The organism is Methylocystis sp., assembly GCF_021731785.1.
Lineage (GTDB): Bacteria > Pseudomonadota > Alphaproteobacteria > Rhizobiales > Beijerinckiaceae > Methylocystis.
In genome coordinates this window covers 24360-41195 of the sequence record NZ_JAKFWS010000034.1, presented here as the reverse complement: position 1 = coordinate 41195, position 16836 = coordinate 24360, and the positions used below count along the sequence as shown (strand labels likewise).

Below are 16836 nucleotides of genomic sequence, written 5' to 3'. Positions count from 1 at the left end.
CTACTCACACCCCGAAATGCGCCGGGTAGCGTAAATGCCGGCGCACGACCTCGACGAAGGCGGGATCGCGTTTCGCCGCCCAGACGTCGGCGAATTGCGCGACGGCCCAGAAAGCGAGGCCGGCGAGCCAGAGCCGCAGCCCAAGGCCGAGCGCGGCGGCGAGCGTGCCGTTCAGAATGGCGATCGAACGCGGCGCGCCGCCGAGGAAGATGGGCTCGGTCAGCGCCCGGTGGACGGGAACGCGAAAGCCCGCGACGGCGCCGTCGATTGGAAGAGAGCCGTTCTCCATCAGATCAGCGCTCCACCACCGAAGGAGAAGAAGGACAGAAAGAAGCTCGAGGCGGCGAAGGCGATCGATAGCCCGAAGACGATCTGCACCAGCCGCCGGAAGCCGCCCGAGGTGTCGCCGAAGGCGAGTGTCAGTCCGGTCGTGATGATGATGATCACCGCGATGATCTTGGCGACGGGGCCTTCGATCGATTGCAGGATCTGCTGTAGTGGCTGCTCCCAGGGCATGTTGGAGCCGGCGGCGAAGGCTGGCGTGGAAAGTGCGGCAGCCGAGACGATGAGGGAAAGCCCAGGACAAATGCGAGCGCGCAACCGATTGCGGGTAGGAAGCCTATTCATGGGTGTCTCCAAAGGTGATGGAGGTGAGGTCGGCGAGCGCATAGTCGCCGTATGAGTCGAGGCCCTGAACGGCGGCGAGTTCGATCAGGCGGCGTTCCGTTCCTCGGCCCGCGAGAACCGCGATGATTTGGATGGTCTCCGCGATCAGCGCGCGCGGAACCGTCACGACGGCTTCCTGAATGAGCTGTTCGAGACGGCGTAGCGCCCCAAGCGCCGAACCAGCGTGAATGGTGCCGACGCCCCCCGGATGCCCCGTGCCCCAGGCCTTGAGGAGATCGAGCGCTTCGGCGCCGCGCACTTCGCCTATTGGAATGCGATCAGGGCGAAGGCGCAAAGACGAGCGAACCAGATCGGACAGCGAGGCGACGCCGTCCTTGGTGCGCAGCGAGACACGGTTGGGCGCGGTGCATTGCAGTTCGCGGGTGTCTTCGATCAGGACGACGCGGTCGGCGGTCTTGGCGATCTCGGCGAGCAAGGCATTGGCGAGCGTTGTCTTACCCGTGGACGTGCCGCCGGCGACGAGTATGTTCTTGCGCTCAGTGATCGACGCGCGAAGGATGGCGGCCTGGTCTTTCGCCATGACGCCGGCCGCGACGTAATCGTCGAGCGAGAACACTGCGACGGCCGGCTTGCGGATGGCGAAGGCTGGCGCATAAACGACCGGCGGCAGAACGCCTTCAAAGCGTTCGCCTGTTTCCGGTAACTCCGCCGAGACGCGTGGCGCGCCGCTATGCACCTCGGCGCCGACATGATGTGCGACGAGGCGGATGATCCGCTCGCCATCCTCCGCCGACAGTCGCGCGCCCGTATCCTCGAGCCCGGTCGTCAAGCGGTCCAGCCAGAGCCGGCCGTCGGGATTGAGCATGATTTCGACGATGCTCGCATCGTCGAGCCAGCCGGCGATCTCTGCGCCCAGCGCGGTGCGCAACATGCGGGCGCTACGCGATAGTGCTTCAACATTGTCGTTTTGAGAGCGCACGTCCGTCCCCGGTTGTCTCGGAACCGCGAGATGGCGGTTCGAAGCCGGGGTCGATTAAGAAAGGTGTGAACGGGAGGGAGGCAACAAGTCAGTTAGAGGCGTAGGGTTCTAGCGTGCAATGACACGAAAAAAGGAGGGAGGTAATTTCTCAGCCGGATCGGTGAAAACGACCGAGCACATAAGCCTTATTCGATGACAGTACTTTGCGCCATGTGTGGACGGCGCTCCCTTGGCAAGGTTTTTTTGGACTTCTGCATTGCTGGTCGGTGCGGCCATGTGTTCGACCTGTTGGTGCGGCGCTCATGTCCGCTGGCCATAATGCCTTCCGCGAAGACGGGTCCCGACCAAAAGCACGCGCTTTGAAGCGCTCTGGCGCAAGTGGGTTTTCTCGTCTTCCGGTTTCGACCGGCTGGATGCATTAGTCCCTTTTCGACCTTCCCAAGCTCGTTTGGCGCTGCCGCGCCTGACTAGGCTGCCTGAACCACAGGCTCTCGATAGCTCTCGCCGCTGGTCATGATGGCCCAAGCCATGCGGGCCGTTTTGTTCGCAAGCGCGACGGTTGCAACCTTGGTCGTGCGCCTCGACAAAAGTTGCACGAGCCACGGCCGTCGCGCGCCGTGTCGTTCGGCATAACGGACGACAGCCAGGGCGCCGACAACTAACAACTGTCGAAGATATCGATCACCTTGCTTGGTGATCCCACCCATTCGCTCTTTGCCGCCACTTGAGTTCTGCTTCGGCACGAGCCCGACCCATGCTGCTAGGTTCCGTCCGGACTTGAAGGCCTTTGGATCTGGAATGGTCGCTACCAGCGCGCTGGCGAGAAGTGGACCGACACCGGGTATGCCCATCAACCGGCGCCCGGTTTCCGTTGCACGCGCGCTTGTTCGGATCCGACGATCTGTCACCAGAATTTGACTGTTCAACAGTTTGAGAGGGACTGTGGAGATTGGACGGCGAAGCCGTGAGATGGCTGGGAGTGGCGCTCCTTGCCGTGGGCGGCGCGTTGCGGCTGTGGCCGGTCGCCGTGCTCGGGCACCGTTTCAGCGGCCTTGTCGCCATTCAGCCCGGCCATGAACTGGTCACCACTGGGCTCTACAGCCGCATCAGGCATCCGAGCTATCTTGGCCTGCTGATCTCCGCGCTCGGCTGGGGGCTGGCGTTCAACACCGCTGTCGGCGTCCTTCTGGCGTTGGCGAACATCCCGCCGCTGATCGCCCGGATGAACGCCGAGGAGCGCCTGTTAAGGTCAGAATTCGGCGCGGCCTATGACGCCTATCGCGCGCATACCGCCCGGCTCATTCCGGGCGTGTATTGAATTGCGGTGTTTGAAGCGGCCGGCGCCTTGGCGCCTGCGGTAAAGGAATGCACGTCGTGAAGCGTCTGCTGTCGCGCTTATTGCTATTCGCCCTTTTCGCGGCGCTCCCGGCGCAGGCCGGCGACGTCATAAGGCTCGCGCCGGGCGGCGACGCGATCTTCTCGCTGCAGGAAAATCTGACGACAGGCTATTCCTGGCGCATTGATCAGGGCGCGAGCCGCAATCTCGACATCCTGTCGATATCGGACCGCGGCCGCAGCGGCCGTCGCCGGCGCATGGTCGGCAGCCCTAGCGTTCGCCATTGGAAAATCCGCGCGCTCAAACCCGGTCACGCTGAGATCGTTTTCATCTATCAGCGGCCGTGGGAGTCCGCGCCGGTTCAAACCCGCAGCGTCGGGGTGGAGGTCGCGCCTTAGGTTCAGGCGTCGCTCTGGCGCGGGGCCTTCATCGCGTCTTCGAGACTCATCATCGCCGAGCCGCGCTGCGCCGGCTTCTGTTGACTCTCGTGCGGCACCCATCCAGACGCCCAGACGATCTCGAAACTCGCGCGCACGCGTCCGTCGGCGTCGCAGAAGCGCTCGGCATAAATCTGCGCGGCGCGCGCCACGATGTCGCGCCGCAACGGTTTGCGCGCGCGCTTCACAAGAACATTCGCGGCGCCCATGGCGCGAAGATCGCCCATCAGCGCCAACATCGACTCATAGCGCAGCGTGAAACTGTCGACGTCGGCGACGGGCAGGGCGAAGCCGGCGCGCTGCAGCAGGGCGCCCATATCGCGCACGTCGACGAAAGGCGAGACGCGAGGACTGGCGCCGCCGGTGATTTCCTCTTCGGCCTGCGCTAGCGCGAAACGAAGCTCGATGAGGCTGGCGCCGCCGACGAGGCAGGCGATGAACAGCCCGTCCGGCGCAAGCATGCGTCGCGCCTGCGCGAGCACGCCCGGCAGATCGTTGGCCCATTGCAGCGCCATGCCGGAGACGATCAGATGGAAGCAGTTCGGCGCGAAGGGCGGCGCTTCTTCATCGATGATGACGGCGCCGCCACAGCCGCTCGCGCGCAACGGTGGCGCGCGGCCGCTCGATACGACGGCTTGGGCGAAATGCGCGCCGGGCGAACCGAGATCGAGCGAGCGCGGAAATTCGCGCTTCACGGTCAGCAGACGATCGCGCAGATCGTCGGCGGCGCGCGCCATCAGGAAATCGGGCGCGCCCTTCATCATCGCTCGCGCAAGGCGCCCCCGCTGCAGCACGCGATCAAATATTTTTGGCGGTCCGACTGTCTCGCTCATGCCTTACGACCGCGCCCGCGCCAGTTAGCTCTGCATGCGCAAAACGCGCATGAATTTCGACGAAAGGATGGCGCAATCACGACGCAATGCTCCCATGGGACGGGTCGCAAGTTCAGAAGTTCACGACATATCTTAACGTTAAACCCTAACCTGAAGACGCGGAACGTTTCGACAAGATCATGGCGAAAGTTAGAATGCGCCCATTCGAGTAATCGCTGCCAAGGCGTCAGTAGATAGGGTGTGAGCGTCATGCGTAACCTGTTTGAACTTTTGCGTCGATCCCGCAGCGCCAAGCCGGCGGGAGCTTTAAAGTTACTCCTGCTCGCGACGGTCGGCGGATTGGCTATGGCCGCGCTTCCGCAGAGCGCCACGGCGCGCAACATCGTCGCCTATTCGCCGAGCGTCGCGCCCGGCACGATCGTGATCAGCGCCGGTCAGCGCCGGCTGTTCTATGTCGTCGACACCGGCGTCGCCATCAGCTATCCCGTGGCGGTGCCCAAGCGCGGCAAGGAATGGTCGGGCGCCACGTCCGTCGAAGGAAAATATGTGAATCCGGACTGGGTTCCGCCAGCGGTGGTGAAAGCCGACCATCCCGAATTGCCGAACTTCATTCCTGGCGGATCTCCGCGCAACCCGATGGGCGTTCGCGCGCTGACCCTCAGTAACGGCGAGGTGGCGATTCATGGCACGACCCACAAGATGCGCGCCTCGGTCGGCACCGCCGCCTCCTATGGCTGCATTCGCATGCTGAACGAGGACGTTTCCGATCTTTACGACCGGGTAAGCGTCGGATCGCCGGTCATGATGACGCGCTAGCAGAAGCAGCGCGCGAAGCCAAGCCGCCTCGCCCGCAGTGCGCCGGCGAGGCTTTTTTTGACCGCGCGGCGCCGGTGCGCCGGCGCCATCGCTTATCCAGAACTATTTTTTAAGCCAGTCGCTGTGGAAGACGGCTGCTGCACGATGGACGCAGACATGCGAATCCCGCAAGTCTTCGCGCCAGCAAGGTCGGAGCGTCGCTTTTTTCGCGTCACAGTTCTCCTGTGGAGTATAGTGATTACAAGAGATGATTCGACTTCGAATCAATCGCTTGAAAAGGAGGCACCCTCACGGAAAGCTCCACGACGCATCGTCGCCTGTCTTTAAGTCGCCGCGTCACGCTGACATTGGAAAAAGGTTGGCACATGCTGATCGCAAGAGAAAACGAAACGGAACGCGCTGAACATCCCGTGGATGTCGTGGAGCAACTGGCAGCCACCAACGACTGGTCCTTCGATCGAGACGACGAAGACGAGATTTCAATTTCCGTCGCTGGAGCCTGGACAGAGTATCATGTCGCCTTCACTTGGCTGCCGCATCTCGAAACGCTCCACATCAGTTGCGCCTTCGATCTTAAAGCGCCTGAGCGCAGGCGCAGCGAATTGATGGCGCTCGTCAACGCGATCAATGAGCAGATGTGGATCGGGCATTTCGACTTCTGGCCGAAAGAGGGGGTGGCGATGCACCGTCACGGGCTGATCCTCACCGGCGGGGCGCAGCCCTCTGCGACGCAGTGCGCGGCCTTGCTCGATAATGCGCTTCAGGCCTGTGAGCGGCATTACCAAGCCTTCCAATTCGTGCTGTGGGCTGGAAAAAACGCCAGGGAAGCGCTCGCCTCCGCCAATTTTGAGACGAAAGGCGAGGCGTGACGGACGGGGTCGGTCTGAGAGGATCGGTCGCCCTGGTCGGCGCCGGAAACATGGGCCTTGCGTTGCTCGAAGGCTGGACGGCGCAACAAGTGACCGGACCGGTTTCCGTGATTGAGCCGCAGCCGTCCCAAAGGCTTCAAGACTTATGCGCCGAATATGGCTACGCGCTCAATGGCGCCGCTGCGCCACGCGACGCCGTCGTTCTCGCCGTTAAGCCGCAGGCGCTCGACTCCGGCACCGTTGCGGCGGCGCCTTTCGTTGGCCCCGCGACCGTCGTGGTGTCGATCCTCGCCGGCAAGCGCATTTCCGACATCGCCGCGCATGTGCCGGCGCAGGCGATCGTGCGCGCGATGCCCAATACGCCGGCTGCGATCGGGCGCGGGATCGCCGGCGCCTTTTCGAGTCCGGCGACCAGCGCCGCTCAGCGCGCGCTCGCCGATGCGCTGCTGCGCGCCGTCGGCGCCGTCGAATGGGTGGACGACGAGACGCTGATCGACGCGGTGACCGCTGTTTCGGGGTCGGGCCCCGCCTATGTCTTTTATTTCGCCGAATGCCTTGCCGCCGCCGGAGCCGAGGCCGGACTGCCCGCCGCGCTTGCGGCGCGACTGGCGCGCGTCACCGTCGAGGGCGCTGGCGAGCTAATGCATCGACAGCCCGAGACGCCTCCTGACGAATTGCGCCGGCGCGTGACCTCTCCCGGCGGCACCACAGCGGCGGCGCTGGAGGTTCTCGAAGCGGCTGACGGTCTCGCTGGGCTGATGCGCCGCGCCGTAGCTGCGGCGAGGCGCCGGGCGGAGGAACTCTCCGGTTGAGAGCGGGCACGCCTTGTCCCGCCGCCTGGCGACAATAGTTTACTGACTGGGAATTCCTGCGGACCTGGAGACGGACATGAACAGCGGCGGCAGCCCCCGCGACCGAGTGATCGACGCGACGCTCAGGCTCGCGACGCGGCGAGAATTCAGCGACGTGACGCTCACCGATATCGCCCAAGAGGCCGGCATCTCGCTCGCCGATCTGCGCGAACTGTTTCCGTCGAAAGGCGCGATCATTGGTGCGTTCTCGCGGCGCGTCGACCGGGAAGTTCTCGACGCGCTGCCGAAGGACGCCTCGCACGAACCGGCGCGCGAGCGGCTCTATGACGTCTTGCGCCGTCGGCTCGATGTGCTCGAACCCGATCGCGAGGCGCTGGCGAGCGTGGGGCGCTGGGCGGCGCGCGACCCGCTCACCGCCGCAGCGCTCAACCGGGAAACTGTGAACTCGATGCGATTTATGCTGGAGGCCGCGGACGTCGACAGCGAGGGACCGGTCGGCTCGCTCAAGCTGCAGGGACTAGCTTTGGCCTGGAGCCGCGTGCTCGAAGATTGGTTCGCCGGCGACATCCATGACGCCTTGTCGACGCTCGATCGCGAACTCACGCGCGGCGAGCGCTATGTCGATCGCGCGGAGGATTTCGCAAGGCTGACGAGGCCCTTCTATTCCTTTGCGCAAAGCCTGTTTGGCTGGCGTCCGCGGCGCGTCCGCGATCACGACGACGACAGCGGCTATCCTCACGCGGGCGCGTGAATCGGCGCAGCGGGCGTTACAGCGGCAGACTGGCGGTCGCGCGCAAACCGCCGAGCGGGCTGCGGTCCAGCGTGATGTCGCCGCCATGCGCCCGCGCGATGTCGCGCGCAACGGCGAGGCCCAGACCAGAATGTCCCTCGTTCTGATTGCGGGATTCGTCAAGTCGGTAAAAGGGACGGAAGGCCTCTTCGCGACGCTCGACAGGAATGCCCGGGCCGTCATCGTCAATATTCACGGTCATCATTGAGCCGTCGTTGATCGCCGAAAGTTCGATGCGCTTGCCATAGCGCTGGGCATTGCCGACGAGATTGGCGAGCAGCCGCTTGATCGCCGCCGGCCGGGCAACGATGTTCGGATCGCCCTTGATCTTGACGGCGGCGGCGAGACCGCGCTTCTCGGTGTCCGCCTTCAACTCATTGAGTATAGCGGCGATGTCGGTGGGCACTGAGCTTTCGTCGCCGTCGCCGCGCGCGAAGGCGAGATAAGCCTCGACCATGCGCTCCATCTCGTCGACATCCTTGCGCATGTCCGTGGCCTCATGCGAGTCGCCCATCAGCGCGAGGGAAAGCTTAAAACGGGTGATGATGGTTCGCAGATCGTGCGAAACGCCGTTGAGCATGGTCGTTCGCTGCTCGATCGCGCGTTCGAACCGGCGCTTCATATCGAGAAAGGCTGCTCCCGCCTGGCGCACTTCGCGCGCGCCGCGCGGGCTGAACGCGACATTGCGGCCTTTGCCGAACTCCTCCGCGGCGCGAGCCAGACGAAGGATCGGCCTGATCTGGTTGCGCAAGAATGACGTGGCGATGGCGAGAATGATAATCGAAGCGATCGCCATCCACATGAAGAAAATATAGGAATTCGAGGCGTATGCGTGCGTGCGCGTGGCGAACATTCTCAGCGTGGCGTCGTCGAGAGCGACACGGATTTCGATCAGGCTGCCGGGAAGCGCCGTGTTGATCCAGAAGGGCTGTTTAAGTCTGCGTGCGAGCTCTTTCGAGAGCGCCTTGTCGAGCAGCGAGAACAGGGCTGATTTAGGTGCCGGCGCCGGCAGCTCCTGTTTGGGAAGAACCTCGATCTCCATGTTGAGATCGAAGGCGGCGATGCGGCGTAGTTGCGCGTGGTCTTGGTCTGGGAACGTTTGATAGACATCGACAAGGGCCGCGACCTGTCGGGCCATCCCCGCGGATAGGCGATATGTCACCACTTCCCAATGCCGTTCCATGAAGACATAGGCGACGGCGGACTGGAGCAGCACGACCGGCAGGATCACGATGAGCAACGCGCGGGCGTAAAGCCCCTTCGGCATGCGGTCGTGCAGCCAATTGGCGAAACGCCGCCACAAATTGCGGGGCGCGGCGAGAACTTCCGGTAAGACGACGGTCATCGGGACGACCCTATCATTTTTGGCGGCTGGCGCGCAGCGGCTCCAGGAGAAGACGGTAGCCGTGTCCGCGTATGGTTTGAAGATAGCGTGGGGCATTCGGATCGGTCTCGATCTTGCGCCGCAATCGGGCGATCTCGACATCAACGCTGCGTTCGCTCGCGCTTCGTTCTGGATCACGTTGCGCCAGGGTCTGGCGCGATACAAGAGCGCCGTCGCTTTCAGCCAATGCCCGCAACAGATCACGCTCGCGCGTGGTGAGCCGAACCGCTGCGCCGCCGCGCAGCAATTCGCCACGCGAGGGGTCGAAGACAAAGTCGCCGAAGCGCTTAGGGCCCGCCGATTCAATACGCCGCGCGCGGCGCAGAATGCTGGCGATGCGGAGCGACAATTCCCGCGGATCAAAGGGCTTCGCAAGGTAATCGTCCACTCCGGCCTCAAGCCCCTCAACGCGATCCGCCGTCTCGGTCAAGGCGGTCAGCATGAGAATCGGCGCGGAACGCAAAGGTTCTGCGCTTTTGCGCAGCCGCGCCGCGAAGGCGGTGCCGGTTTCGCCCGGCATCATCACGTCCAACACGATAAGATCGAAGGCTAAATCGCGCATTCTGACGCTCGCCTCTTTCGTGTCGGCCGCCGCGCTGACCAGATAGCCTTGCTTTGTCAGATAGCGCGACAGCAGGGTGCGAATGCGCTGATCGTCGTCCACGACCAGTATATGCGCCGCCTTCGCGTTCGGGGCGCCGGCATGATGCGGAACGAGCGTCATGGCGCGTCGCCGGCCGCTTTCGCGCATGCAAGATGCGCTCGAACGCGTTCGCGCTCATCGGAGTCGATCATCGCGAACAAAAATTCGGAGGCCGCGCCGCGCGCCGCGGGCGGCAGCTCTTCCATGACTTTCAGGAATCGCGCCGATTGCAGCGCAGCGAGATCGCGCGCGAGCGTTCCTCCCAGGGGAGTCGGAAAGAGCAGGCGCTGGCGGCGGTCGACAACGCCGGCGCGCGCCTCGACGAAGCCCGCCTCGAGAAGCTGTTTCAAAACGCGGTTGAGGCTCTGTTTGGTGATCCTCAATATATCCAGCAGCGCCGCGATGGTAAGGCCAGGGCGACGGTTGACGAAATGGAGAACGCGATGATGCGCCCGACCGAAGCCGTAATTTCCGAGCAGCCGGTCAGCGTCGCCGACGAAATCGCGATAGGCGAAGAAAAATAGCTCGACAAGCTCGAGAGCGTTCTCGTCGCTCGTGGCCGCCACTTCCGCGGCCGCGTTCCGCCAAGCGGCGGCGGCGCCCGGCTCAACCATTTTTCTCGCTAGGAGTTCGTTCACGCTGGTTCTTGCCTGACGTTTGGCGCGAGCTATTTACGTCAACTATATTGACATAAATCTGACCGATGGCTAGTGCTGACCGCGCATTGCAGCGCCTTGTTTAGCCTCTTCGATCGCGTCTTCCCGGAGTTTGCCATGCCGCTTCCGCCCTTCGATCAGCGCGACGGATTTATCTGGTACAATGGCGCGCTTGTTCCCTGGCGTGAAGCAAAGCTTCACGTCCTGTCGCATGGTCTGCATTACGCCTCTTGCGTGTTCGAAGGCGAACGCGCCTACGGCGGCGAGATCTTCAAATCGCGCGAGCATTCCGAACGATTTCAGAACTCCGCGCGAATTCTCGATTTCGAGATTCCCTACAGCGTGGAACAGCTCGACGCGGCAAAGCACGAGACGGTCAAAGCCAACGGCCTGTCGAATTGCTACGTTCGCCCGGTCGCGTGGCGCGGCAGCGAAATGATGGCGGTCGCAGCCCAGAATTCGACGATCAACGTCGCGATCGCCGTTTGGGACTGGCCGAGCATGTTCGACGTCGAGACCAAGATGAAGGGCATCAAGCTGGATATCGCCGAATACCGGCGGCCCGATCCGCTGACGGCGCCGTCAATGGCGAAGGCGGCCGGCCTTTATATGATCTGCACAATTTCGAAGCACCGCGCCGAACGACGCGGCTTCGCCGACGCGTTGATGTATGATTGGCTCGGCCGCATCGCCGAATGCACCGGCGCGAACGTCTTCTTCGTCCGTGACGGCGCGCTGCATACGCCGATCGCCGACTGCTTCCTCGACGGAATCACCAGGCGGACGGTGATCGATCTGGCAAGAAGACGCGGGATCGACGTCATCGAGCGCCGGATCATGCCGGAGGAGATGGCGTCGTTCTCGGAGTGCTTCATCTGCGGCACCGGGGCCGAAGTGACGCCGGTGTCCGAGATCGGCGTCTATCGCTTTACGCCCGGCGAGCTTTCGCGCGGGCTGATCGAAGACTATTCGCGCGAGGTGGAGAGGCCCCTGTCGCCGGCCGCGTAAGCGCGCCCCCGGATCGGCGCGCGTCGACAATCGGGTCAGCCGCTCATTCGCGCCTTGATTGCGTGTTCCGCCAGAGTTTTGCCGAGCGACCAGACTGCGGAAGGCGCCTTATGCGCGTCTGCGATCACGGCGTCGAATGACTGCTCGATCCAATCGCAATCTTCGTTAGAAATCGTCAGCGGCGGCAGCAGCTTGATCGTGTGATTGCCGTGTCCGGCAACTTGCGTCAGCACTTTGTGATCGCGAAACAGCGGGATCGAGATGAGCTGGCAGAACAGACCCGAATTGACAGTTTCCAGCAGGTTCCAGGCGGCCTTCAGTTTGAGCGACTTTGGCGGACCGAATTCGACGCCGATCATGAGACCCTTGCCGCGCACGTCGGCGACAAGCTCGTAGCCTTCGGCCATTCTTTGAAAGGACGCGAGAAGGCGGTCGCCCGTCTTCGCCGCATTCTCGATCACCCGCTCGTTCTCGAGTGCGTCCAGCGTCGCGATCCCCGCCGCCATGGCGAGATCATTCTTGCTGAAAGTCGAGCCGTGCACGACGGCGCGATCCATGCGGTCGAAGACCTTGTCGAAAATCCATTTGCGCGTGAGCACCGCTCCGACCGGCACATGACCGCCGGAAAGCGCCTTTGCGACGACGATCATATCGGGTTCGACGCCCGGGTAGTGATCGATGGCGAAGAAGCGCCCCGTGCGGCCCAAACCGGTCTGGATTTCGTCTGCGACGAACAGCGTTCCATATTTCCGGCACAGCGCCTGCGCGCCGAGAAGATAACCCTCTTGCGGAATGTTGACGCCCTTGCCCTGGATCGGCTCGACGAAAAAGGCGGCGATGTCGCGTCTGCTCAATGCGCGTTCGAGGGCGTCGAGATCGTCGAACGGCACTTCATGCGCGTTCGGCAGCAGCGGTCCAAAACCTTTCTTGAAAATATCGTCGCCGTTCATCGACAACGAACCGTAAGTCAGGCCGTGAAAGGAATGCGCGCAATGCAAGATGCCGGAGCGACCCGTCGCGCCGCGCGCGAATTTGATCGCCGCTTCTACCGACTCGGCGCCGGAATTGGCGAAAAAGACCTTGTCCAGCCAAGGCGCATAGGCGAGCAGCTTTTCGGCGAGAACGCCGGCCAGAACCGAAACGTCAAGTTGCACGAGATTGGCGAACTCGCCATCGAGCACGCTCACGAGCGCGTCGCGCACGGCCGGATGGTTGCGTCCAAGCGCGAAAACTCCCCAGCCGCTCAGGAGATCGAGGTAGCGGTCGCCTTTGCGATCCCACAGATAGGGGCCGACCCCTCGCGTGAAGCCTACGTCATAGCCAATCGTCTTGAGAACGCGGACCCACATTTCATTGAGGCGCTTCGCATGCAGCGAAAAGCGCTCGCCTTCGCGGGCGGCGACGAGAGCGGCGAGGTCGTAGCGAGGATCGATCTGGCCAGAAGCGGCGTCCGGAGCGTGAACAGTCCTCGGCGCGCTCGCTGGGGCGGTCGTTGAAGTGGTCATTGGCGGCGCTCCAACCGAAAAAATGGGGGCAGGCGACAGGGCGCGGACGCTCGCCCATTCCGATTGCGCGCCGCGGGGGCGTTTGTCAAATCGCGTCGATGTGGCGCTCGGGCCACAGGCGCAAAGATTTTGCGCGCCGCCGCCGGCCGTATCCGCGACCGAGCTTCCTATATTGCGCAATATCGCTGCACGCTTTGCAGCGCACGCATGCAGGTTTCAGCATGTGCGCCAATGGCTTCGCAAACTCGCGTCAGAGCGCTGCGCATATCCACAGACATTGGGGCATGGATGAAAATTGTCGGTTGGATGGCGCGCCACGGGTGATATCTTGTTAAAAGTGATTCATGAGCGATGCGGGGTGATTCGCGCGCCTTAGGAAGATCGCCACGCGCGCGTCAGGACAATGCTCTGGATCAGCATTGGGGAGTTGGTCGGTGGGCGCTAAAATGACTTTTCAAGATGATTTGACGACGAGCGCGACTGAATCGGATGAGTCCGGTCTTGAATTGGTTGAAATCGCTGGACAGATTAAATGGTTCGATGTCGCCAAGGGCTATGGTTTCGTGGTGCCTGACGACGGTTCGGCCGACATTCTCCTCCATGTCACCATTCTCCGCCGCAGCGGCCTCCAAACTGCTTTCGAAGGCGCGCGCGTCGTTTGCGAGGCGCAGAAGCGCGCCAAGGGCATGCAGGTGTTTCGCGTCATTGCGATGGACGAAACGACAGCCGTCCATCCGTCGCAGTCGTGCGCCGGGCGCACGCATGTTCAGGTCACGCCGACGAGCGGCTATGAGATCGCTATCGTTAAATGGTTCAACCGCGTGAAGGGGTTCGGCTTCCTTACGCGAGGCGAAGGCACTGAAGACATTTTTCTGCACATGGAAACGGTGCGCCGCTTCGGCATGACCGAACTTAAGCCCGGCGAGAGCGTCCTTGTGCGTTATGGCGGCGGGCCGAAGGGACTGATGGCGACCGAGGTGCGTCCGCTTGAGGCAAAAAGCGCCCCGTCGCACTGAAGACGTCGATGCTGCGCAACGCCCTTTGGAGCGCTTCCGAATGAAAGCGCATACCTTCTCCTTACTGATCGCTTTTCTGGCGCTGTTTGCAGCGACAGTCGCGTGGGCCGAGCCGCCGGGCGACGTCGCGCGCATCGTGACGGCGACCGGCGAACATGAGTTCAAGGTCGAAATCGCCGACACGCCCAAGACGCGCGCACGCGGGCTGATGTTTCGCAAGTCGATGGCGGCCGATCGTGGGATGCTGTTCGACTTCAAGGTCGAGCGGCCAGTCTCGATGTGGATGAAGAACACTTACCTTGCGCTCGACATGGTTTTTATCGGGCGCGACGGGCGGGTGGTGGGCGTCGCGGCCGATGCGGAGCCGCTGTCCGAGCGGATCATAAGCTCGCCCGCGCCAGCTTATGCGGTGCTGGAGCTCAATGCCGGCGCGGCGCGGCAAATCTCGCTTGCGCCGGGTGACCAGGTGCGGCACCGCATGTTTAACCAATAGATCACGCTGCGTTGGTCGCCGAGAGACGTACAACGTGATCGATCCCAAAAATTTGGCGCGCGCTCTACGTGAGAAGCCAGGTTCGGCTTATTCGCGAGGTGCGCTCCAGTCGCATTCCCTTGTGAGGGGCGGGCTTGCGTGGTAGCGAATTTCGAGCGAGGGCAGGGCCGCCGTAGGGCGGCCTGTCCGGCGGGGTATGGCGCAGCCTGGTAGCGCGGAAGTTTTGGGTACTTCAGGTCGCAGGTTCGAATCCTGCTGCCCCGACCAAAGCCCTCTAGCAAGCCCCTGATTTATCCCACAGAAACGCACAGAAAGCCCCGTATTTCCGGGGCTTTTTCATTTCCGCCGCTGCTCTTGCTTGTTCGCCTTTGTTCACGTATGTTCGTAACATAGTGGCGGATAAAATGGCGGACAGATGCAAAAGCTCAGCGCTCAGAAAGCGGCGCGCGCCGGCCCCGGCGAATATGGCGACGGGCTCGGGCTCTACCTTCGCGTTTCGACGGCGCTGTCGCGCTATTGGTTCTTTCGTTTCCAGACACGCGGCAAGCGGCATGAGATGGGGCTTGGCAACCTTGTCGACGTTCCGCTCGCGGAAGCCCGCCAGAAGGCGCTAGAGGCGCGCCAACTCGTCAAGTCGGGATTCAATCCGATCGAGCGGCGCAAGACTGCCCGAGCCGACGCCGTGTCGTTCGGTGACGCCGCCGACGCCTTCTTCGAGGCCAAAAAAGGCGAATACGGCAATCCCAAATACAGGGAAATGACGCGGCTGGCGCTCACGCGCGATATGGCGCCGATTCGCGGTAGGGCGGTAGCTGACATCGACACGGCCGCCGTGCTGGGGATCATTAAGCCGCTCTGGCTGAGCAAATGGAAAACCGCGGACAGAATCAGGGGGAAAATCGAGGCCGTTCTCGACTACGCCTCAGCCCATGGGCTGCGCCATGGCGAAAATCCGGCGCGCTGGAAGGGGCACCTCGAACACCTGCTCCCAAAGCCTGACAAGTCCAAGGCAGGCCACCACGCCGCGCTCGCCTATGAGCTCGCGCCGCAATTTTACAGCCGCCTTGCGGTTGCGCCCGGTGTCGCCGCCCGAGCGCTCGAATTTTGCATTTTAACGGCCGCCCGCTCGGGCGAAGTCATCGGCGCGCGCTGGAGCGAGTTCGATCTGTCAGAAGCGCTGTGGACGATTCCGGCGTCGCGGATGAAGGGTGGGCGCGTTCACTATGTCCCGCTGCCCGCGCGCTGCGTCGAAATTCTCGACGAAATGTCTCGGCGTCGAGACAAGTGCGGATTTGTCTTTCCAGGCCGAATCCGCGGAAAGCCGCTCTCCCATATCGCCATGGCCAAGGTTCTCGCTCGTCTCGGCGCACGCGACGCGACCGTTCACGGCTTTCGTTCGACGTTTCGTGATTTTTGCGGAGACGAAACCGAACACGCTCGTGATCTGACGGAGGCGGCGCTGGCGCATAAAACGGGAAATGACGTTGAGCTCGCCTATAGGCGGCGCACGGCCATCGCCAAGCGCCGTGTCATCATGAACCAGTGGGCAATTTATTGCGGGCAAGCCTGCGGGGCGAAAAGCGATGAATAATCGAAGAGACTTCTTCGTGATGCGAGATATTTTTGGCGGAAAGTTTGTGACGCCTAAATCATCGCCCGCAAACAAGCAACGCCGACAAGACATTGACGCCTATTATGAACTTTTAGACGGACGGCATCTTGCAAATTCGCTGAGCGCCACAGTTGATGACGCTTTACGTCTGGGAGATTTGACTGACGACGAGATAAAGGAGCTTCGTCGCTCCAAGCATGCGATTAAGTCATGTTTGATCGTGCTCGACGATCTTCACATTAGGGACAGATTTATTATTGCGCGGGCGCTTTTGGCTGCCTGTTTAGTAGGACAGTATGGCGAACCTCTCAAAGAAGAGCAGGCCGAGCGCATTTCTAGTTCGATTAGTTCGATAACTGCGCGCAGTTCGATAATCGACGCCTACAAAAAAGAAAAGGGCAAGCGGCAGGGCGCGATCATGCGGAAGGCGAGGGCTCCAGCGAGGGATAAAGCGAGCGCCGTCGCCGAAGAATCGATCGAGAGGCACGCGAACGCGGAATTGCGCCGTTCGGACCAAAAATATAGCCCGCGCGCCCTCGCACGAAAGATCGAACCTAACGTCGCTGCGGACATGGAGGCCGCCGAGTGTAAACCGCTTAAGGATAGCGCGATTGCGGGGCGTATTAGGAAGAACGGAGGCGTCAGCTATTACAAGAGCTGACGCTATTTTGTCAGCTATTATAAGAGCTGACGCTAATTCGCCTGATCTATATTGTTTACTGAAAGCTTTCCTCACATGTTCGCACTGGTTCAATGAAACCGGAGCGAAAAACGTGACCGAGCTTAGCCTGAAAGACCGTCTTGAATTCGGAAACCTTTCGGTTCCCGAGCTTCTTGTGTTGGCGAATACCAGCCGCACAAAGTTCTATGCCGACGTGGCCGCCGGGCGCGTGCTCGTCGAAAAGAGAGGCGCAAAGACAGTCATCCGCGGACCTATCGCGAAAAGGTATATCGCCGGCCTGCCACTGCCGGCCCGCGAAGCCGAGTTCGCGTGACGCGCCATGTCCCAAACATCGAACC

The 16836-nt window shown here is 62.1% G+C and carries 20 protein-coding genes, 1 tRNA gene and 1 pseudogene; 13 read left to right on the top strand and 9 right to left on the bottom strand.

The annotated features are described in order from the left end of the window. Nucleotides 1–4: 4 nt before the first annotated feature. The 4 genes and pseudogenes from QZ964_RS06950 to QZ964_RS06935 form a co-directional block, all read right to left on the bottom strand. Nucleotides 5–289, bottom strand: a complete 285-nt coding sequence (locus tag QZ964_RS06950; RefSeq protein WP_292530303.1) for a VirB3 family type IV secretion system protein — start codon at nt 287–289, stop codon at nt 5–7. Next, nucleotides 289–627: a TrbC/VirB2 family protein gene (locus QZ964_RS06945; protein WP_292530300.1), complete on the bottom strand. Its 339-nt coding sequence runs from the start codon at nt 625–627 to the stop codon at nt 289–291. The genes QZ964_RS06950 and QZ964_RS06945 overlap by 1 nt, the downstream gene beginning before the upstream one ends. Beyond that, a complete protein-coding gene (gene trbB / locus QZ964_RS06940) occupies nt 620–1558 on the bottom strand; it encodes a P-type conjugative transfer ATPase TrbB (protein ID WP_292530297.1) in 939 nt (312 codons plus the stop codon). The genes QZ964_RS06945 and trbB overlap by 8 nt, the downstream gene beginning before the upstream one ends. A gap of 515 nt (nt 1559–2073) precedes the next feature. Further along, nucleotides 2074–2541: pseudogene (locus QZ964_RS06935) on the bottom strand (IS110 family transposase); the annotation flags it as partial. A 29-nt stretch (nt 2542–2570) separates the two neighbouring features. Here QZ964_RS06935 and QZ964_RS06930 point away from each other — a divergent pair. Continuing rightward, complete coding sequence (locus tag QZ964_RS06930) at nt 2571–2924, top strand: isoprenylcysteine carboxylmethyltransferase family protein (protein WP_367119240.1); 354 nt, start codon at nt 2571–2573, stop codon at nt 2922–2924. Nucleotides 2925–2980: 56 nt separating this feature from the next. Further along, on the top strand, nt 2981–3340 hold the full coding sequence (locus QZ964_RS06925) for a protease inhibitor I42 family protein (protein WP_292530293.1): 360 nt from the start codon (nt 2981–2983) through the stop codon (nt 3338–3340). Nucleotides 3341–3342: 2 nt separating this feature from the next. Here the strand turns inward: QZ964_RS06925 and QZ964_RS06920 are convergent, their stop codons facing one another. Then, nucleotides 3343–4212 carry a methyltransferase domain-containing protein gene (locus QZ964_RS06920; RefSeq protein WP_292530291.1) on the bottom strand — a complete coding sequence of 290 codons (870 nt, stop codon included), beginning with the start codon at nt 4210–4212 and terminating at the stop codon, nt 3343–3345. Between the two features lie 345 nt (nt 4213–4557). On the opposite strand from QZ964_RS06920, the gene QZ964_RS06915 reads away from it, so the two are divergent. The 4 genes from QZ964_RS06915 to QZ964_RS06900 all read left to right on the top strand — a co-directional run bounded on the left by QZ964_RS06915 (nt 4558) and on the right by QZ964_RS06900 (nt 7460). After that, nucleotides 4558–5028 carry a L,D-transpeptidase gene (locus tag QZ964_RS06915; protein ID WP_292530288.1) on the top strand — a complete coding sequence of 157 codons (471 nt, stop codon included), beginning with the start codon at nt 4558–4560 and terminating at the stop codon, nt 5026–5028. A gap of 365 nt (nt 5029–5393) precedes the next feature. After that, complete coding sequence (locus tag QZ964_RS06910) at nt 5394–5897, top strand: YbjN domain-containing protein (protein ID WP_292530285.1); 504 nt, start codon at nt 5394–5396, stop codon at nt 5895–5897. Further along, nucleotides 5894–6709: a pyrroline-5-carboxylate reductase gene (gene proC / locus QZ964_RS06905; protein WP_292530283.1), complete on the top strand. Its 816-nt coding sequence runs from the start codon at nt 5894–5896 to the stop codon at nt 6707–6709. The genes QZ964_RS06910 and proC overlap by 4 nt, the downstream gene beginning before the upstream one ends. Nucleotides 6710–6785: 76 nt before the next feature. After that, nucleotides 6786–7460 (top strand): TetR family transcriptional regulator, encoded by a 675-nt coding sequence (locus QZ964_RS06900; RefSeq protein ID WP_292530280.1) that lies wholly within the window; start codon nt 6786–6788, stop codon nt 7458–7460. A gap of 16 nt (nt 7461–7476) precedes the next feature. Here QZ964_RS06900 and QZ964_RS06895 read toward each other — a convergent pair whose 3' ends face one another. The 3 genes from QZ964_RS06895 to QZ964_RS06885 are packed head-to-tail and all read right to left on the bottom strand — an operon-like array spanning nt 7477 to nt 10164. Continuing rightward, nucleotides 7477–8844 (bottom strand): ATP-binding protein, encoded by a 1368-nt coding sequence (locus QZ964_RS06895; protein WP_292530277.1) that lies wholly within the window; start codon nt 8842–8844, stop codon nt 7477–7479. Nucleotides 8845–8857: 13 nt separating this feature from the next. Further along, complete coding sequence (locus tag QZ964_RS06890) at nt 8858–9607, bottom strand: response regulator transcription factor (protein ID WP_292530274.1); 750 nt, start codon at nt 9605–9607, stop codon at nt 8858–8860. Next, nucleotides 9604–10164 (bottom strand): MarR family transcriptional regulator, encoded by a 561-nt coding sequence (locus QZ964_RS06885; RefSeq protein ID WP_292530273.1) that lies wholly within the window; start codon nt 10162–10164, stop codon nt 9604–9606. The genes QZ964_RS06890 and QZ964_RS06885 overlap by 4 nt, the downstream gene beginning before the upstream one ends. 135 nt (nt 10165–10299) lie before the next feature. Between QZ964_RS06885 and QZ964_RS06880 the strand changes: the two genes are divergently transcribed. Then, the gene (locus QZ964_RS06880) at nt 10300–11190 is read left to right on the top strand and encodes a branched-chain amino acid aminotransferase (protein WP_292530270.1); all 891 of its coding nucleotides are present in this window, start codon (nt 10300–10302) and stop codon (nt 11188–11190) included. Between the two features lie 35 nt (nt 11191–11225). Here QZ964_RS06880 and QZ964_RS06875 read toward each other — a convergent pair whose 3' ends face one another. After that, nucleotides 11226–12695, bottom strand: coding sequence for an aspartate aminotransferase family protein (locus QZ964_RS06875; RefSeq protein WP_292530268.1), 1470 nt, complete (start codon nt 12693–12695; stop codon nt 11226–11228). Nucleotides 12696–13141: 446 nt separating this feature from the next. Here QZ964_RS06875 and QZ964_RS06870 point away from each other — a divergent pair, with 446 nt between their 5' ends. From QZ964_RS06870 to QZ964_RS06845, 6 genes are all read left to right on the top strand, one after another. Then, complete coding sequence (locus QZ964_RS06870; RefSeq protein ID WP_292530265.1) at nt 13142–13711, top strand: cold-shock protein; 570 nt, start codon at nt 13142–13144, stop codon at nt 13709–13711. Nucleotides 13712–13751: 40 nt separating this feature from the next. Then, nucleotides 13752–14204: a DUF192 domain-containing protein gene (locus tag QZ964_RS06865; RefSeq protein WP_292530262.1), complete on the top strand. Its 453-nt coding sequence runs from the start codon at nt 13752–13754 to the stop codon at nt 14202–14204. 190 nt (nt 14205–14394) lie between these two features. Next, nucleotides 14395–14471 (top strand) — tRNA-Pro (locus QZ964_RS06860). A gap of 148 nt (nt 14472–14619) precedes the next feature. Then, the gene (locus QZ964_RS06855) at nt 14620–15795 is read left to right on the top strand and encodes a site-specific integrase (RefSeq protein WP_292530259.1); all 1176 of its coding nucleotides are present in this window, start codon (nt 14620–14622) and stop codon (nt 15793–15795) included. Beyond that, nucleotides 15788–16477, top strand: a complete 690-nt coding sequence (locus tag QZ964_RS06850) for a hypothetical protein (protein ID WP_292530257.1) — start codon at nt 15788–15790, stop codon at nt 16475–16477. Before QZ964_RS06855 ends, QZ964_RS06850 begins: the two co-directional genes overlap by 8 nt. A 112-nt stretch (nt 16478–16589) precedes the next feature. Beyond that, nucleotides 16590–16811, top strand: a complete 222-nt coding sequence (locus QZ964_RS06845; RefSeq protein ID WP_292530254.1) for a hypothetical protein — start codon at nt 16590–16592, stop codon at nt 16809–16811. Nucleotides 16812–16836: the final 25 nt, after the last annotated feature.

Bases quoted from the DNA above. Each gene is read 5' to 3' on its own strand.
- QZ964_RS06950 (WP_292530303.1), bottom strand. From the start codon at position 289: ATGGAGAACGGCTCTCTTCCAATCGACGGCGCCGTCGCGGGCTTTCGC.
- QZ964_RS06900 (WP_292530280.1), top strand. From the start codon at position 6,786: ATGAACAGCGGCGGCAGCCCCCGCGACCGAGTGATCGACGCGACGCTC.
- QZ964_RS06880 (WP_292530270.1), top strand. From the start codon at position 10,300: ATGCCGCTTCCGCCCTTCGATCAGCGCGACGGATTTATCTGGTACAAT.
- QZ964_RS06855 (WP_292530259.1), top strand. From the start codon at position 14,620: ATGCAAAAGCTCAGCGCTCAGAAAGCGGCGCGCGCCGGCCCCGGCGAA.
- QZ964_RS06895 (WP_292530277.1), bottom strand. From the start codon at position 8,844: ATGACCGTCGTCTTACCGGAAGTTCTCGCCGCGCCCCGCAATTTGTGG.
- QZ964_RS06850 (WP_292530257.1), top strand. From the start codon at position 15,788: ATGAATAATCGAAGAGACTTCTTCGTGATGCGAGATATTTTTGGCGGA.
- QZ964_RS06890 (WP_292530274.1), bottom strand. From the start codon at position 9,607: ATGACGCTCGTTCCGCATCATGCCGGCGCCCCGAACGCGAAGGCGGCG.
- QZ964_RS06875 (WP_292530268.1), bottom strand. From the start codon at position 12,695: ATGACCACTTCAACGACCGCCCCAGCGAGCGCGCCGAGGACTGTTCAC.
- QZ964_RS06915 (WP_292530288.1), top strand. From the start codon at position 4,558: ATGGCCGCGCTTCCGCAGAGCGCCACGGCGCGCAACATCGTCGCCTAT.
- trbB (WP_292530297.1), bottom strand. From the start codon at position 1,558: ATGTTGCGCACCGCGCTGGGCGCAGAGATCGCCGGCTGGCTCGACGAT.
- QZ964_RS06865 (WP_292530262.1), top strand. From the start codon at position 13,752: ATGAAAGCGCATACCTTCTCCTTACTGATCGCTTTTCTGGCGCTGTTT.
- QZ964_RS06945 (WP_292530300.1), bottom strand. From the start codon at position 627: ATGAATAGGCTTCCTACCCGCAATCGGTTGCGCGCTCGCATTTGTCCT.
- QZ964_RS06910 (WP_292530285.1), top strand. From the start codon at position 5,394: ATGCTGATCGCAAGAGAAAACGAAACGGAACGCGCTGAACATCCCGTG.
- QZ964_RS06920 (WP_292530291.1), bottom strand. From the start codon at position 4,212: ATGAGCGAGACAGTCGGACCGCCAAAAATATTTGATCGCGTGCTGCAG.
- QZ964_RS06870 (WP_292530265.1), top strand. From the start codon at position 13,142: ATGACTTTTCAAGATGATTTGACGACGAGCGCGACTGAATCGGATGAG.